The organism is Streptomyces cyaneofuscatus, from assembly GCF_042718795.1.
Classification (GTDB): domain Bacteria; phylum Actinomycetota; class Actinomycetes; order Streptomycetales; family Streptomycetaceae; genus Streptomyces; species Streptomyces cyaneofuscatus_A.
In genome coordinates this window covers 92,703-108,181 of the sequence record NZ_JBHXOX010000005.1, presented here as the reverse complement: position 1 = coordinate 108,181, position 15,479 = coordinate 92,703, and the positions used below count along the sequence as shown (strand labels likewise).

The following is a 15,479-nucleotide window of genomic DNA, read 5'->3' as shown; positions in this document are numbered from 1 at the left end:
GAAGCTATGATTCCGAAGAGTTTCCCGTTGATTCTCATTTTACCCCCCTGCCACATGCAGATTTTGCACGTGGGATTCGGGCAAACTTATGAGTGATCGTCAGGGGAATCAATCGAGTTCCAGCCGAAGTCACGGCGGGAATATGCCACGGGGCTGTGCTGCTCCACCGGGTCCTGCATCCGGGGGTGCATCCGCGGACCGGGTGGGGCGTCAGATGCCGCAACTGGGCGCGGACCAGAAGCGGCCGCTGCCGCCGGCGACGTGGGTGTGGTCGTTGTGGCCCGGGTAGCCCGGGCCGAGGATCTCGGTGAAGCCGTGGTTGCGCGCCGCCTGGGCGAGGGCGCAGAAGCCCTGCGGCCCGGCGCCGAGGTCGGCCGCGTGCCCGTACAGGTGGCGGCTGTTGGCGGCGCCGCCGACCGCGCTGTTGCAGGAGACGCTGCGGAAACCGCCGTTGACGGTGATGGGCCGGTCGCCCATGGCGTGCCGCATGGCCTGGAGCTTCCACATGGTCACCAGGGCGTTGGCGCGCGCGGTGGCGGCGCTGACCTTGCCGCCGGACCAGTCGGAGTTGCAGCGGTTCAGCTCGGCGTAGGTGAAGTTGACCGGGGTGCAGTCGTCGTCCTGGAGCTGGTAGATCTTGTTGAAGGTCGCGGGGCCCGCGATGCCGTCGGCGGCCAGCCCGTACGCCGCCTGGAAGCGCGACACGGCCGCCTTGGTCGCCGGGCCGAACGCCCCGTCGATGCCGATCTGGTTTCCGGTGCCCGGGTAGCCCGAGACGCGGATCTGGAGCTGGCGTACGGCCTCGCCGCTGGAGCCCTCGCGGAGCGTGCCGCTCCAGGTGTAGCAGGCGTCGGCCGTTCCGAAGTCGCCGGAGGCGGTGGCTGCGCGAGCCGTGGTGGCGGTGTGGGGGGCGGCGTCGGGGGACGCGGAGGCGGGGGAGAGGCCGCCGAGTGCGAGCGTCGCGCCCGCGAGCGTCGCGAGCAGGAATCCGATGGGGCGTGATCGCATGAGAGTGCACCTCTTCGTCGTCAGGCTGTCCATGGGAGCGGGGGGTTCCGAGCCTGTTGTGCGACCCGCCCATTCGTCAAGTGCATGACAACTTTGTGCACGACGGCGGGATGCGCGGGGGTACGGAGGCGGCGCGGCGTCAGCGAACTGTCAGGAACCTGCCACGTCGTTCGCTGAGGGGCCGTCGCCCCCTCCGAACGTCAGCCGGGAGAAGTCACGTCCCTGGACCACGGTGTTCTGCCGCCCGCCCGAGACCTCGTTGTGCACCAGGCCACGCCGGTCCCCCCTCCGGGGCTGGTCCAACTCGACGAGCAGGGAGCGTAGTTCGGCCGCCGCGTCCGGGTTCTCCGCCAGCAGACGCCGTAGCCGGACCCGCCAGTGCGCCTCCACGTCCCCGACCAGCCCGTCGTCCCCGTCCGCCCGGGCCGCGGCCAGCTCGGCGCTGGAGGCATCCAGGTCACGGAGTGCCGTCGCACTCGCGTCGTCGTCCCCGGAGCCTCGGCTGAGCAATCGGGACAGCCTTCCCCGTGCCTCGGTCCAGGCATCCGACACCATCAGCCCCACCAGTGCCGTGGCCCCTGAGGAAGCCAGCCCCACCAGTTCCGCTTCCACTCCGCCTACCCCTCTGCGTTTTTCCCGACGTGTGTCCCCGGTCAGCGTTCGGCGGCCGCCCCGGGCCTCCTCGTCCAGGTCGTCAGCACCGGGCGATAGCCCACGCGCGCCCACAGGGGTGCGGCGAGCGGGTTGTGCAAGCTGTGGTGCAGCAGCACGGACCGCGCACCACGAGCCCGCAGCGCCTCGTGCGCGGCGGCGATCAGCGCGCGGCCCACCGACCTCCCCCGCGCCTCCGGTACGACGAACAGCCGGGACAGATACCCTGTGGGCCCCGTGGTGACCTGCCTCTCGATCCACGCCCCGTGAGGGAACTGCCCCTGCAGGAACCCGACGGGCACCCCGTCGGCCACCGAGACCAGGACGAACGAGTGCTCACCCGTCAGGGCGGAGGCCAGCTCCTCCGCCAGGAGGGCACGCAGAGCGGGCCGCCGGGGCAGCACCCCCAGACTTCTCTCGAAGAGGTGCAGCGCTTCCGCCTGTCCGTTGAGCCACTCCAGGTCGCCCGGCAGAGCGACGCGTACGGAGGCGTCGCTCACCGCCGCTGGTCGCCCCTCCAGCGGTCGGTGGACCAGGGAGGTCAAGGGGGCGAATCCATGCCGGACCAGGGGAGCCGCGCAGGCCGTGTCGAGGCTGGGCCACGTGAGGACGGCGGCCTGGTCGGACCCCGGCTGCGTGCCGGGCCCGTCGCCGGGGGTGGCAGGGGCGCCGAGGCGCCCGAGCAGCCCGGTCAGCACTTCGTCGAGGGCGGCCGCGGGATCCTGCCCGGTGACGCGTACCTGAAGTACGTGGCGGAGCAGCGGGCCCCACAGGGCCTCGTAGGTGTTCTCGCCGAACCGGTACTCCGCGATCCGTCCGGCCGCCATCGCGTCCTTCCCGCGTGCGATGACGAGCTCCCTGTCGTCCGCCGGCGGGGGCAGGGGAGCCACCCGGGAGTCGATCCGGGCCCATCTCCGGTTGTGCCGTTCCGTCAGCAGGCCGGTCGGGTCGGACACGGGTCCGGCCAGGAGGCGCTCATTCACCGGACCAGCCCCTCGATCCGCCGGCGCTGGGCCGTGGCGCGTGCGTCGTCGAAGCCGCTGAGCGCTGCCGAGGCCTCGGCAGCGTGCGCGGCGGCCTGCTCCGCGTCGCCCGCGTCGGCCAGTGCCAGGGCCAGGTTGACCAGCGCATGCGCGAGTGCCCACCGGTCGCCGCCGGCGCGGTAGGTGGTGACAGCCATGCGGTGGAACTCGGCCGCCTCGCCGAAGCGGCCGAGGTCGCGGTAGGTCTCGCCCGTGCAGTCGTACGCCGCGGCCTCGCGGTTGCGGTCACCTATCTGCCGTTGGGCCAGGGCGGATTCCTGACAGGACACGAGGGCCTGACCCGGCTCTCCCAGCGCGCGCTGGATGCGCGCGAGCTCCAGGAGCCAGAAGGCTCCCCAGGCGGTGAGCCGATCGGTCCGGCTGATGTCGAGTGCTTGCCGGAGGGTGGACAGCGCGGTATCCGGATCGCCCTGCTCGCGTTGCGTCATCGACAGGTAGAACAGCGCGTTCCCCTCGTAGGCCCGGTCTCCTGCCTCCTGGCAGAGCCGGACCGCCGCGGTGAGGTCCTCCGTCGCGGCATCGAGCCGCAGACCGTCGAACCGGGTCATTCCCAGGTTCGACAGGAGCAGCGCCTCCCAGCGGGTGTCCGCCAGGCCGCGGAAGATCTCCCGTCCTTCCTCGAACCGCTCTTCGGCTCCACCGAGATTCCGGCGCCGCCACTCGATCAGGCCGAGGGCGTTCACAGCGATGCCCTCGCCGTAGCGGTCGGCTGATTCCCGGCGTAGCCGCAGCGCTTCACGGTGGTGCGGCTCCGCCTCCGACAGCCGCTGCGACTGGAGGTACGCCTTGCCGAGGCTGTCGCGCATCTCCGCCTGCCCCCGCTGGTCGCCGATGGCGCCGGCCGAGGCGAGCCCGGTCGTGGAGACGCTGATCCATTCCTGGAAAGGGTTGCGGCTCACGTAGACGCTGCGCAACAGGGCGGCGATCCGCCACGCCACCTCGTGCCGCCCCTCGGCCGCCGCCGTTCGGACCGCCGCCACCAGATTGGCCTGCTCCTCCTCGAACCACTTCAGGGCGTCGGCGCGTTCGGTGAACTCCCGCACCACCACGTGAGGGAGCGGTTCGGGCAGCGGAACAGGCCGGTCGAGCGGGGTGATGCGGGCGATCGCGCCGGCCAGGGTGAGGAGGTAGTGATGCAGCACCCGGTCCAGGGCGCTGCCCCTGGTCGCCTCGTCCTCGTACTGCGAGGCCTGGTGAGCGGCGTAGATCCGCAGGAGATCATGGAACTGGAACCTGCCGTACGCCGCCTGCTCGAGAACGTGCGCTCCCGTGAGGACGTCGAGCTGCCGACGTGCCACGAGCGTGGTGGTGCCGGCGAGTGAGGCGGCGGCGGACAGGCCGAACTCGGGTCCCGGATGGAGGCCCAGCAGCCGGAACAGCCGTGCGGCCTCCTCCGGCAGAGCCCGGTACGACCAGGCGAAGACGGTACGCACCGCGTCGGATTCGTCGTCCTCCTCGGCCGTCAGAGCGCCCCACAGCGCCGATTCGTCGCGCAGGTCGGCGATCAGCTCGTCCAGGGGCATCAGCGGCCGGCTCGACGCCCGCTCGGCGGCGATCCGCAGGGCGAGGGGCAACCGGGCGCACAGCCGGGCCAGTTCGGCCAGGTCCGCGTCGGAGTCGGAGAGCACCCGGTACTGCGACGTCACCGTGTGCAGCAGCCGCACGGCATCCTGCTCGGAGAACACGTCGAGTACGAGCCGGTGGGCGCCGTCCCTGGCGACCAGGCCGGAGAAGCGGTGTCTGCTGGTCACCAGCACCAGGCAGTCCGGGTTCCCCGGCAGGAGTGGCCGGACCTGACTGACGGTCGCCGCGTTGTCCAGGACCACGAGTGTGCGCTGATCGGCCAGGAGCGACCGGAACAGGGCCGAACGGTCCTCCAGCCGCGCCGGTACGGCCGAGGGGGCGACGCCCAGCGCACGCAGGAAGTGCTCCAGCGCCTGCTCGGCGGTGACCGGTTCCCCCGGGTCGTAGCCGCGGAGATTGATGTAGAGCTGGCCGCCGGGAAAACGCTCACGCACCCCGTGCGCCCAGTGCAGGGCGAGAGAGGTCTTCCCCACACCGGCGGTTCCGGTGATGAGGTAGACCCCGGTGGCCCTCGAAGCGCCGCCCGTCCGACGGCTCAGGATCGCGTCGAGAGCGCCGACCTCGTGGAGGCGGTTGACGAAACCCCCTATTTCCCCCGGTAGCTGCCGGGGTGCCGTGGAACGTTCCGGGGCCGTCTCCTGGTGGAAGTGGACCCCGCCGAACACGTTCCCGGCCTGCACCACGTCATGGGCGGAGCCGGACAGATCGGAGTGGGACTCCACGGGGGGAGGCTCGTCGGGCGGGCGTGCCATTCACTGCTCTCCTCCGGATGGAAGCAACCCCGCACGGGCGCAGAATCCGCCGATGCTCTCGCCGTCCTGGTACAACGCCCGCACGAACTCCCGGCACCGGGCGACCAGACCGCTCCCGGTGTAGCGGACGCCGCCCTCTTGCAGCCCGTTCTCGTCGTAGAGCAGGCGGTACACCACATCGTCGCCGAGGGTGATCAACTCAGGCAGAGGCCCGGCCTGCTCATGCGCGCGGACCTTCCCGGCGTCGATCACCCGGGTGTGACCGCCGAGTTCGTCCCGCAGGAGGAGCAGGCGCAACTCCCAGCGCATGTAGTCGGTGAGGGGCTGCTCCACGACCCGGATTCGCCAGGTCTCGAAGCCGTGGGCCCTGAGTTTGGCGTAGTGCCCGGTAAGCGCCCCGCGGCGGCTTTCCAGCAGGCGCATGGCCTCCGGCCAGTCCCCCTTCGAGAAGGCGACCCAACTGTCGTCGGTGGGCTCCTGGAATTCCTGGAGGCGCTCCAGCTTCCAGAACCCCGGCTCACCGATCTGCCAGAAGTACCGGTCGAAGTCCGCCGCGTAGGCGTCGCCGAGCAGCCGCTCACCCGGTGTGTCCGCCAACTCCTCAACCATGCGGGGCATCCATCCGTACGGCCCTCGCCATTCCCCGGGGGATCACCACGAGCCGCTCGCCCGCGCCGACACTGACCCCGGGAGGCAGGGCACCTGCGTAGTTCTCGGTCAGGTCGCGTCCGATCACGACGACGTCCCCGTTGTCCAGCTCCCAGACATCCGGGCAGCCGCTCTCACCGCCGCTGCCGGTTTCGCGACCGCTTCCGGGGTCGGTGGGCGCGATGCCGAGCCGTCGGAGAAAGGATGCTTGTGGGTCGGGGCTCCAGACGCCTTCCACCATGATCACACTCCGTGTGCAGTTGTATCCCTGGAGTGCCACGTTAGCGTAAGCCGATGGACACGCCCAGGCGTTGGTCCGGTGGGCGAGTACGTGCTCCGGAGAAGCGCTCAGGGCGCCCACCACGGTGGGCGCCCTGAGCGCTTGGTGTGCCTGGCCGAACTGCTGGCCGGTCAGAAGCCTTCGAGATGACCGGCCTTGACGCCCGTGACGAAGGACGAGAACGCCTCGGCGCTCACGTGCAGGCGCGGGCCGGTCGTGTTCTTCGAGTCGCGTACGGGGACGGTGCCGGTGGTGGTCGCGGTGCCCGGGGCCCACTCGACGCAGGTGCCGCCGTTGCCGCTGTAGGAGGACTTGACCCACTGCTGGGTCGTCGTTTCGGTCGTCACGGGGTGCCCTTCCGGTGCTGGTGGATCATGTCCACGGAATCTGTCTGCGACAGAGACACGTTCTGGGACTGATGGTAGGCCCTCACCAGCGGAACGACGGAGCTGATTTCGCGGTCCAGATACCCCTGCGTCTCGGACTCGACATAGGAGACGACGGACCGGTCCTGGAGGGTCAGCAGGTTCACCGACCGGTTGAAGGGACGGCGCTCGCCGACGCTGTACGGGGAGATCTGGAGTGTGGTGTGGGGCTGCGCGGCGAAGTCGATCAGATACTGCAACTGCGCCTCCATGACCTCCGGTCCGCCGACCGGCCGACGGATGCAGCTCTCGTCCAGCACGGCGATCAGCACGGGCGGTACGTCCCGTAGCAGCGCGGCCTGACGCGCCATGAGGAACGCGACGCGCTCGTCGGCCTGTTCACGCGTGACGATTCCTCGCTCGACCGCTCCGTCATCCAGCGCCTGCGCGTACTCCCGCGTCTGCAGCAGACCGGGAATGACGCCCACCTCGAACAGCCTGATCTCCGCCGCCCGGCCCTCCAGGTCCACGTACTCGGGGAAGCCCTGCAACAGCACCCCGTGCTCGATCATCCGCCACTCGCGCTCGAACGACTCCGCCGCCCCTACGAACCCCAGTGCGACATCAACGGCCATCGAGAACTTGCGAGTTGGGGACTTGTGACAAGTTTCCACCCCGGAGACATGGCGCCCGGTGTACCCGATCCGCCCGGCGAGGTCGTCCTGCCGCCAGCCCCGCGCCTCGCGCTCACTGCGCAGACGCGCTCCGAAGGCCGCTTCCGGGCTTGCGTCCGGGTTCAACTTCTTGACGTTGACCAACGTTCTCTCCACCCCTGCAACGTTGAAGGTGATTCCACGCTAGGTCACGCTGAGCCGCCCCGGTAGTCGTTCAGCTACGGAGAGGAACTATCGGTGTACGGCGAGGACACGCGTCCGAATATCCAGGAGCCTCCTGAGCTCCCCGCGCCTCCTGAACTTCCGGTGCCTCCTGAACTTCCGGTGTCCGGCGCGCTCTTGGCCGATATGAGCCGCGGTGACCGCGTGGGCGAGTTCCGAGGGGTCGCCGGCCCGCGCTGGTCCCTCCGCCCGGTGGGCGGCGGGATCGAGTGGGAGGCCGAGCCCCGCCATGTACGCCCCGCGCTCGTCATGGAACAGCTCCGCGCCCGAATCGCACGCCTCAACGCCCGCAGCCGGGGGGAGGTGCTGTGAACGCCCCGGCGAGAGCAACCTCCTGGCAGCGCCTACGCCGCCGGGTCGCCCGCCTGACGCGGGCGCTCACGCTCACCGACCGCCGGGCCGCCGAGCCCGACGCGCCCTGCGCCGAGCTGCGACGTATCGCCTCCGACCCCGACTACCGGGCCCTGTTCCTCGCGGAGTTGGACGCGGCGATCACCGACCGGGACGCGGAGCGAAAGGCGGTGCTGCACGCGATCGAGGCGGCGGCCGACCGCCTGCGGTGCCTGGTGGTCGGCCCGGGTGACGGCTCCGGCGCCGGCGAGCGTGCCGCATGAGGGACCTGGATTACGTGGCCGCCGTCACCGCGACGGCCGGCGGGAGGGTCCTGTCGCTCGGCGGAATCGCCGTACCGAACCGCAGGCTCGTCCTCCGGTGGCTGCGCAGGCAGGCGCTGCGCCTGGCGGACGGCCACGGGCGGGACCTGCCGCCCGCCCCTTTGTGGCTCAGGGCGAGGGACGTCCGGCAGATCACCTTCCACGGCTCGGACGCCCCGGAAGGGCTTCGGGCGTGGGCGGGCGACGCGGACCGCCAGGACGAGGCCATGAGAGCCCTCGCGTCCGGGCGCCCCGCCCTGCTCACGGTGGTCGACCCCGCCATCGGGCTGCACGTCACCCTCGCCGGATGGCCGGTCGGCCCGGCCCGGCCGCTCGCCACCCCCGTACCGCCCGAAGAACCGTCATCGCAGGGAGGAGATCTGACGCCGTGCTCCAGTGCACCGCCGTGACCGACGTTCCGTACCACGAGGCGCTTCTTGCGCTCGCCACCATGGAGGGCGGCCCCGAGCGCCCCGCCGACGTACTCGCCCCGGACGAGTTCCTGCTCTGCGAGCTGGGCGAGCACGACGAGTCCGTCGAGCACGCCGCGTACCTCTGGGCGGCCCAGACCCCGGACGTGGACCAGGACCTGTGGCTGCTGTGGACCGGCGCGGGCGCCCACCGCGTCTACCGGCTGGCCACCCTGCCCGTGTGCCCCGCCCGTCTCCGCGAGCTGGCCACCCGCACCATCACCCCGTGCGCGTACTTCGACCATCACCCCGACCCGCACTCCTTCCACGTGACCGACCCCCTCGGCGACCTGATCGGGTCGCCCGACGGCAACGACGAGGCCTGACGGCCGACCGGAGGTCTTCCGCCGTATGAAGCGCCCCGTGAAGCAGTGCACCGCCGTGGCCCTGCTGCCACCGCCGGACCACGTGGTGCGCCTGGCCGCGCCCGGGAACCCGCCGCAGGCCGGGTACGTCCTGTGCGAACTCGGCGAGGCTCACGACGACGACCACGCGTGCCTGCTGTGGGACGACGACGCGAACCGCGAGGCGGTCTGGGTGCGGTGGAAGGGGGACAAGGCGCGGCTCGCGGGGCTGGCCTGGTGCCCGGCGACCGACGCGCGGAGCGGGGACGCGTGCGGGCTGTTCGCCGGGCACCCCTCCGTACACGACTGGGACGTCGTGGACCCCACGATGGAGGCGCTGGACGCGTACGTCGGCGGGTGGCCGGACCCCGCCGCGCCCCGGCCCGACCCGCCGGACGGGGCGTAGGGGGACCACTCGCGCTGGTGAGCGTACGGCGGTGTCAGGCGGGCATCCCCGGATCCGGCCCGGCCGCGTGCTAGGGATAGCGGCAAGGTTTCCTAAATGGGAGGTATGCCACGATGCGCACGACCCTTATCCGCGTGACGACCGCGCTCGGTGCCGCCGCCGCTCTGGCCCTCTGCGGCGCCGGTACGGCGAGCGCCGACAGCGTGGGCAGCTCCGGCATCGGCAACACGGGCGTCGGCAGCGCGGGCCTCTACAACGGCGGCGCGGGCAACGCGGGCATCGCCAACTGGGGCCTGGGCAACGCCGGGATCGAGAACTCCGGCATCGGCAACGCGGGCATCGCCAACTCGGGTCTGGGCAACGCCGGGATCGCCAACTGGGGTCTGGGCAACGCGGGCATCGAGAACGGCGGCATCGGCAACGCCGGTCTCGGCAACACGGGCCTCGGCAGCCACGGCATCGGCAACACGGGCGTGGGCAGCTCCGGCATCGGCAACTGAACCACGCGCCGCGATGTGACGAGGGCCGGGAGCTCAGGCTCCCGGCCCTTCCGGCCGTTCAGCTCACCGCTGTGCCGACCCGCAGCGCCTGCCGCGCACCCGCGTACTGAGCACTGTCGCCCAACTGCTCTTCGATTCGCATAAGTTGGTTGTACTTGGCGGTGCGGTCGGAGCGGGACAGCGAGCCGGTCTTGATCTGGCCGCAGCCGGTGGCCACCGCCAGGTCCGCGATGGTCGTGTCCTCGGTCTCTCCCGACCGGTGCGACATGACGACGGTGTAGCCGGCCCGGTGGGCGGTGTCCACGGTGGCCAGGGCCTCCGTCAGGGTGCCGATCTGATTGACCTTCACCAGAACGGAGTTGGCGACGCCGGAGGCGATCCCCTCGCGCAGGATGGTCTCGTCGGTGCAGAAGACGTCGTCGCCGGTGAGCTGGCAGCGCGCACCGACGCGGGCGGTCAGGTCCCGCCAGCCCGGGAGGTCGTCCTCGGCCATGGGGTCCTCGATCGACACGATGGGGTAGGAGTCGATCAACGTGACCAGGTGGTCGGCCTGTTCGGCGGGGGTGCGGCGCACGCCCGCCCCGGTGTAGTCGTAGACGCCGTCGCGGAAGAACTCCGAGGCTGCCGGGTCCATGACCAGGCCGATGTCGGTGCCCGGCCGGTAGCCGGCGCGTTCGACGGCTGCCACGACGAAGTCGAGGGCCTCCTCGGCGGTGCGCAGGGAGGGGGCGAAGCCGCCCTCGTCGCCCACGCCGGTGGAGTGCCCGGCGGCGAGGAGGTCGCGGCGCAGGGTGTGGAAGACCTCCGAGCCCATGCGTACCGCCTCGGCGAAGGTGGCCGCGCCGATCGGGGCGATCATGAACTCCTGGAAGTCCAGCGGATTGTCGGCGTGCGCGCCCCCGTTGACGATGTTCATCATCGGCACGGGCAGGAGCCGGGCGTCGGAGCCGCCGAGGTAGCGGTAGAGGGGCAGGCGGTGGGCGGCGGCCGCGGCCTTCGCGGCGGCCAGGGAGACCCCGAGGACCGCGTTGGCGCCGAGCCGGGACTTGGCGGGGGTGCCGTCGACGGCGACGAGGACGGCGTCGAGCCCGGCCTGGTCCTCGGCCTCGCGCCCGGTGACGGCAGCGGCCAGCTCCGTGTTCACGTTGCGTACGGCCTGGTCGACGCCCTTGCCGTGCCAGCGGGCGGGGTCGCCGTCGCGGAGCTCCACGGCCTCACGGGCGCCGGTGGAGGCGCCGGAGGGGACTGCGGCCCGGCCGATGGACCCGTCGGCCAGTTCGACGTCCACTTCGACGGTGGGGTTGCCCCGGCTGTCGAGGACGGTGCGGCCGGTGACGGAGGTGATGGCAGTCATGGGGATGCCCTCCCGTTGTCGCATGTCGCATGCCGCGCGTTGCATGTCGCGTATCGCATGCGTTCTGCCGGGTTCGGCTGCGGCGACGGTGGCGCGGTACCCGGCTCGACAGACTCTACAGCAATGCTGCGCAGTTGTGCTGTTGAGCTTAGCTGTGCAGATGGGCTGCACAGTTCTGCTGCGGGAGAGGCATGCTGGTGCGGCAGGCCCGCGTTAACATTCGGTATGTCCCTTCCGGAATCCACCGCCGTCGCGGCCGAACTGCGCACCGCGATGGGCAAGCTCACGCGCCGCGTGAAGCTGGAGGACCAGATGCCGCTCGGCCAGGTGGCCGTCCTCGGTGCCCTGGACCGCAGCGGTGCGATGACCACCAGCGAACTCGCCGCCGACCAGCGCGTCCGCCCCCAGTCCATGGCCCGCGCCGTCGGCCTGCTCATGGACCAGGGCCTGATCACCCGCCGCGCCCACCCGACCGACGGCCGCAAGAGCCTGGTCGAACTCTCCACCGCCGGGCAGGCGCTGCTGGAGGAGGAGCGGGGGCGCAGGACGGACTGGCTCGCGCGAGCGATCGAGTCGGAACTGACGGTCGAGGAGCGGGAGCTGCTGGCACGGGGGATCGGGCTGGTGGAGAGGCTCGCGGCGCACTAGGCGTGCCCGTGTGAAGATCCGGACCGTCGAGGATAGCTAAAAGGCCACTTAGTGCGAGACGTTCCCTGATCTTGATCACAAAATAATCACGGAATCTTCGCTTCCTGGCTGAGGATCGAAGCGTGCCCCTGAAATGCGACGGATCTTGTTCAGATTTTGTCCAGGGTGGGGGACGGGTATGGCGCGGATATACAGAGGCGACGGTTCAAGCGGCAGACGTAGAGCACTTCTGAGTTCTTGTGTCGCGGCGGCCGTGATGCTGTCCATGGCTCCGGCTGTGGGCTCCGTCGCGGCTGCAGCGGCGGCTGCCGCCGGGGAATCTGCGCCATTGACGGAGGCTCAGCAGGCTCTGGCGAGCGCGAAGGACTCCGGCGCGCAGATAGAGGTCGTCGGTGAGCGGTCGGAGCGCACGACCGTCTATGCCAACCCGGACGGCTTCACCTTCACTCTGGAGGAGTCCGCGATTCCGGTCCGTGTTGCCAAGTCCGGCGGAGGGTGGCAGGCGCCCGACCCCACGCTGAAGCGGAATCCCGACGGCACGGTTGTGCCAGAGGCGGCGTCCGTGCAGATGGAGTTCTCCGCAGGTGGGGCCGACAGCCCTCTGGTCAGGATCGAGGAGCGCGGGCGGTCGCTCGAACTGGGCTGGCTTGGCAGTCTGCCCGCTCCGGAACTGGACGGGGCGAGCGCGCTCTACCGGGACGTCAAGGATGGTGTCGACCTCAAGGTGACCGCCTCGGCCGAGGGCTTCCGGCACGTCCTGATCGTCAAGACTCCCCAGGCTGCGGCGCGGTCGGACCTCAAACAGATCGACTACTCCCTGAAGGCCGACGGGCTGAAGATCGTCAAAGGGGAGGCCGGCAACCTCACCGCAGTCGATGCGGATGGTAAGCGGGTCTTCCGCGCTCCGCCGGCGCAGATGTGGGACTCGGCGGGAGCCGCGCAAGCGCCGCGGACGACGATGCGCGCCGGTGAGGCAGCGGCTGCGGCTCCGCGCGTCGCCGAAACCGGCGCGGGAGCGGCCGCGGGAGTCGAGCCGCTGGCCGGCGACACGGTGAAGACCATGGATGTGAAGATCACCTCGGGCTCACTCGGTGTAGTGCCGGACCTCGGCATGCTGACCGGCACGGACCCCGCGGACTTCCCCCTCTACATCGACCCGACGGTCACCTGGGGCGAGGCGGAGCGGACCCTGCTGCGGTCGGACGGCTACGAGTCCTACGGGTGGGGCAATGGCGACGACGAGCTCGGCAAGGGCGCCGGAAAGTGCGGTTCCTGGTCGGGCTACTACTGCGGTCCCGGCTATGTGCAGCGTCTCTACTTCGAGTTCTCACCCGCCAATCTGAAGGGCAAGAACGTTCTGGACGCCACCTTCCGGGTGACGGAGCCCTGGGCCTTCCAGTGCAGTCCGCGCTGGGTGGACCTGGTTCGCACGGACAACATCTCTTCCTCGACCACCTGGTCCTCCCGTCCCAAGGAATTGGACCTCATGGGCGACAGGAACGTATCCGCGGGACGCGGGTCCCTGTGTGACCCGGACTCACCCGACGCGCCGATCGAATTCAGGGACAACCCGGAGGAGACCAACGAGAACCTCACCCCGACGGTCCGTGACTTCGCGGCGGGCAAGTTCTCCAGGCTGACCCTGCAGCTCAGGGCGCACGACGAGGGAGACACCTCGGCGTGGAAGCGGTTCCGCAACGACGCCGTGCTCGCGGTCAAGTACGTCGCCCTTCCCTCGCTGCCCTCCGAGGTGGGCCTGGCCACGGGTTCGGGCCACGTCTGCTCGACCAACTCCGCCTCCCCGAGCATGGTGAGCGACCCTATGCCTCTGGCCACCGGCAAGCCGCGGATCGCGGCGGGCGGCGAGTCCGGCGCCAACCTTCGGATCCGGTGGCGTACGGACAAGTGGGACGGCTCGGCGTGGGTGACGGCCCACACCGATCTCGACGGGCCCAGCTCCGGCTATGTGGGCAACCTGGTGAAACAGTCCAGGAGCCTGCCCGCCCTGCAAGAAGGTGTGCAGTACCGGTTGAAGGCGCTCACGATGTCGTATTACGAGGGCGGTACAAATCGGCTCAACACTGGCTACACCGCACCGTGTTACTTCAAGGTGGATCCGACGGTACCCAAGGCTCCCAAGATCACTTTCGGGGCTCCGTACAAGGAGTGCCTGCCCAATGACTGCAGCACGGCCGGAGGCCCGGGTGTAGCCGGAAAGTTCACCTTCGCTCCGGCTGCTGGCGACACCAACAACGTCGCCTACCAGTACCGGCTGAGTCTCACGAACGACTGGCTCGCCGCCGGCTCCGGCTCGACCGTGACGCGTGACATCGTCCCCGCGAGGTCGGGAACGCATCGGCTCTACGTCCAGGCCAAGGACAATGTGGGCCGATGGGGCGCCGAGAGCGTGGTCGACTTCCTCGTTGCCGCGGGTGAGGGACCGGTGAGCCGCTGGCATTTCGGCGAGGCGAGTGGCGTGGCAGTGGATTCGGCGACCGCGGGAGGATCTCCTCGTCGCGACGCGACATTGGCCGCTGGTGCCCTACGCGACGACCGCGGGCGACGCGGAGTGATCACCCATGACGCGGCAGGGGCCCCGCTGGCGCAGCCGCTGACCGACCGAGGGCTCCTGCTGAACGGGACCGGCGCGCACGCGGCCACGAGCGGCCCGGTTCTGGAGACCCGATCCGGCTACTCCTTCTCGACGTGGGTGCGTTTGGACAGCAAGGACACCACCAGTGTGGTCCTGTCACAGGACGGGGCACAGTACAGCCCCTTCGTCCTGAGCTACGAGAAGCCCTATGACACCTGGTACTTCGGAGTGAAGGAGAAGGACCAGAACACGGGAGAGGCCTACTGGGGACGAAAGGCGGTCACGCCTGCCCGGGTTGGGGTCTGGACCCATGTGGCGGGCACCTACGATCCGGATCTGAGTACCTTGAAGCTGTACGTGAACGGCCGCCTGGAGGGCACCAACACCACCGTCGTGGGGTCGTGGTCGTCCACCGGGAACATGCAGTTCGGCCGCTACAAGTCGGCGGGGCAGTACGGTCTCCCGTTCAAGGGCAGCATTGACGAGGTCGCTGTCTGGCAGCGGGTGCTCTCGGCGGCGGAAATCGCCTCAGAGGCCCGTCTGCTGACCTCGGAGACCTTCGCGGGTGCGGAGTTGGTGGCTGGGTGGTCCCCGGGCGGCGCCTCGGGCAGCACGATCGCCGACACGACGTCCGGCTACGGCAGGTCATTGACGCTGTCCGGAGGAGCGGTGGTCGAGGGCGAAGAGATCGTCCTGGACGGTGTGGACGACGCGGCGGCGGTCGCGGGTCCCCTCGTCGACGACACGGGCTCCTTCACCGTCACCGCCCTGGCGGCTCTGGACGCGGGGAAGCTCGCGTCCAAGAGCGTGGGATATATCGGCCAAGTCGTCGGGCAGCGAACGGCGGACGGCTCGGCGTGGGGCTTCTGGTACCAGCTGACCGGGCACGACACCGTTCTGGATGAGGAGACCTTCGAGGAACGCACTGTGCCGGTCGGCGTGTGGCACTTCGGTCGCCTGAACGCCGACGGGACGTTCTCCTCGGTCGTGTCCGACGAGGTGGCCGCGTTGGACGGGATGGTCCGTCTGACCGGAACACACGATGCCCAGTCGGGAACGATCAGCCTCTATCTGGGCCACAACCAGAACGGTGAGGATCAGGAGTTCTCGGCCAAGCTCGGCTCGGGTGACTTCGCCATCGGCAAGGGTTTCACGGCGGGCGGCTGGAAGCACCACCTGCCGGCCCGGATCGCGGAAGTCCGGCTCTGGGCAGGGGCGATGGCCAGTGCCGAGCAGGTCGGGACCAGCGTGGGCGACTGACGGGGCAGAGCGCTCGGGCAGTGG

Annotated in this window: 18 protein-coding genes; 8 read left to right on the top strand and 10 right to left on the bottom strand. The window is 70.2% G+C overall.

Going from position 1 to position 15,479, the window contains the following annotated elements; all coding sequences use genetic code 11:
- Positions 1–210 precede the first annotated feature (210 nt).
- The 8 genes from ACFWRT_RS06665 to ACFWRT_RS06630 all read right to left on the bottom strand — a co-directional run bounded on the left by ACFWRT_RS06665 (position 211) and on the right by ACFWRT_RS06630 (position 7,149).
- Entirely contained in the window at positions 211–1,008 is a 798-nt protein-coding gene (locus tag ACFWRT_RS06665; RefSeq protein ID WP_380953068.1) for a D-Ala-D-Ala carboxypeptidase family metallohydrolase, read from the bottom strand.
- Positions 1,009–1,158: 150 nt separating this feature from the next.
- Positions 1,159–1,518: a hypothetical protein gene (locus tag ACFWRT_RS06660; protein WP_380953067.1), complete on the bottom strand. Its 360-nt coding sequence runs from the start codon at positions 1,516–1,518 to the stop codon at positions 1,159–1,161.
- Between the two features lie 143 nt (positions 1,519–1,661).
- Positions 1,662–2,642, bottom strand: a complete 981-nt coding sequence (locus tag ACFWRT_RS06655) for a GNAT family N-acetyltransferase (protein WP_380953066.1) — start codon at positions 2,640–2,642, stop codon at positions 1,662–1,664.
- Positions 2,639–5,038 carry an ATP-binding protein gene (locus ACFWRT_RS06650; protein ID WP_380953065.1) on the bottom strand — a complete coding sequence of 800 codons (2,400 nt, stop codon included), beginning with the start codon at positions 5,036–5,038 and terminating at the stop codon, positions 2,639–2,641. Before ACFWRT_RS06650 ends, ACFWRT_RS06655 begins: the two co-directional genes overlap by 4 nt.
- Positions 5,039–5,647, bottom strand: a complete 609-nt coding sequence (locus tag ACFWRT_RS06645; protein WP_380953064.1) for a DUF6879 family protein — start codon at positions 5,645–5,647, stop codon at positions 5,039–5,041. It abuts the gene before it with no gap.
- A complete protein-coding gene (locus ACFWRT_RS06640) occupies positions 5,640–5,927 on the bottom strand; it encodes a hypothetical protein (protein ID WP_380953063.1) in 288 nt (95 codons plus the stop codon). The genes ACFWRT_RS06645 and ACFWRT_RS06640 overlap by 8 nt, the downstream gene beginning before the upstream one ends.
- Positions 5,928–6,097: 170 nt before the next feature.
- Positions 6,098–6,313: a DUF397 domain-containing protein gene (locus tag ACFWRT_RS06635; protein ID WP_380953062.1), complete on the bottom strand. Its 216-nt coding sequence runs from the start codon at positions 6,311–6,313 to the stop codon at positions 6,098–6,100.
- Positions 6,310–7,149: a helix-turn-helix domain-containing protein gene (locus tag ACFWRT_RS06630; protein WP_380953089.1), complete on the bottom strand. Its 840-nt coding sequence runs from the start codon at positions 7,147–7,149 to the stop codon at positions 6,310–6,312. Before ACFWRT_RS06630 ends, ACFWRT_RS06635 begins: the two co-directional genes overlap by 4 nt.
- 93 nt (positions 7,150–7,242) lie before the next feature.
- Here ACFWRT_RS06630 and ACFWRT_RS06625 point away from each other — a divergent pair, with 93 nt between their 5' ends.
- The 6 genes from ACFWRT_RS06625 (at position 7,243) to ACFWRT_RS06600 (ending at position 9,600) form a co-directional block, all read left to right on the top strand.
- Positions 7,243–7,539, top strand: a complete 297-nt coding sequence (locus tag ACFWRT_RS06625; RefSeq protein WP_380953061.1) for a hypothetical protein — start codon at positions 7,243–7,245, stop codon at positions 7,537–7,539.
- Positions 7,536–7,841 carry a hypothetical protein gene (locus tag ACFWRT_RS06620; RefSeq protein WP_380953060.1) on the top strand — a complete coding sequence of 102 codons (306 nt, stop codon included), beginning with the start codon at positions 7,536–7,538 and terminating at the stop codon, positions 7,839–7,841. Before ACFWRT_RS06625 ends, ACFWRT_RS06620 begins: the two co-directional genes overlap by 4 nt.
- Entirely contained in the window at positions 7,838–8,290 is a 453-nt protein-coding gene (locus ACFWRT_RS06615; protein WP_380953059.1) for a hypothetical protein, read from the top strand. The genes ACFWRT_RS06620 and ACFWRT_RS06615 overlap by 4 nt, the downstream gene beginning before the upstream one ends.
- Positions 8,269–8,676, top strand: coding sequence for a hypothetical protein (locus tag ACFWRT_RS06610; protein ID WP_380953058.1), 408 nt, complete (start codon positions 8,269–8,271; stop codon positions 8,674–8,676). The genes ACFWRT_RS06615 and ACFWRT_RS06610 overlap by 22 nt, the downstream gene beginning before the upstream one ends.
- Before the next feature lie 37 nt (positions 8,677–8,713).
- Positions 8,714–9,100, top strand: coding sequence for a hypothetical protein (locus tag ACFWRT_RS06605; RefSeq protein WP_380953088.1), 387 nt, complete (start codon positions 8,714–8,716; stop codon positions 9,098–9,100).
- Between the two features lie 113 nt (positions 9,101–9,213).
- Positions 9,214–9,600 carry a hypothetical protein gene (locus ACFWRT_RS06600; protein ID WP_380953057.1) on the top strand — a complete coding sequence of 129 codons (387 nt, stop codon included), beginning with the start codon at positions 9,214–9,216 and terminating at the stop codon, positions 9,598–9,600.
- 58 nt (positions 9,601–9,658) lie between these two features.
- Here the strand turns inward: ACFWRT_RS06600 and eno are convergent, their stop codons facing one another.
- Complete coding sequence (gene eno / locus ACFWRT_RS06595; RefSeq protein ID WP_380953056.1) at positions 9,659–10,954, bottom strand: phosphopyruvate hydratase; 1,296 nt, start codon at positions 10,952–10,954, stop codon at positions 9,659–9,661.
- A gap of 225 nt (positions 10,955–11,179) precedes the next feature.
- On the opposite strand from eno, the gene ACFWRT_RS06590 reads away from it, so the two are divergent.
- Complete coding sequence (locus tag ACFWRT_RS06590; RefSeq protein WP_380953055.1) at positions 11,180–11,602, top strand: MarR family winged helix-turn-helix transcriptional regulator; 423 nt, start codon at positions 11,180–11,182, stop codon at positions 11,600–11,602.
- Positions 11,603–11,677: 75 nt separating this feature from the next.
- On the opposite strand, the gene ACFWRT_RS06585 is transcribed toward ACFWRT_RS06590, so the two are convergent.
- On the bottom strand, positions 11,678–11,869 hold the full coding sequence (locus ACFWRT_RS06585; RefSeq protein WP_380953054.1) for a KH domain-containing protein: 192 nt from the start codon (positions 11,867–11,869) through the stop codon (positions 11,678–11,680).
- Here ACFWRT_RS06585 and ACFWRT_RS06580 point away from each other — a divergent pair.
- On the top strand, positions 11,868–15,455 hold the full coding sequence (locus tag ACFWRT_RS06580; protein ID WP_380953053.1) for a laminin G domain-containing protein: 3,588 nt from the start codon (positions 11,868–11,870) through the stop codon (positions 15,453–15,455). The two genes, ACFWRT_RS06585 and ACFWRT_RS06580, sit on opposite strands and share 2 nt — an antisense overlap.
- Positions 15,456–15,479: the final 24 nt, after the last annotated feature.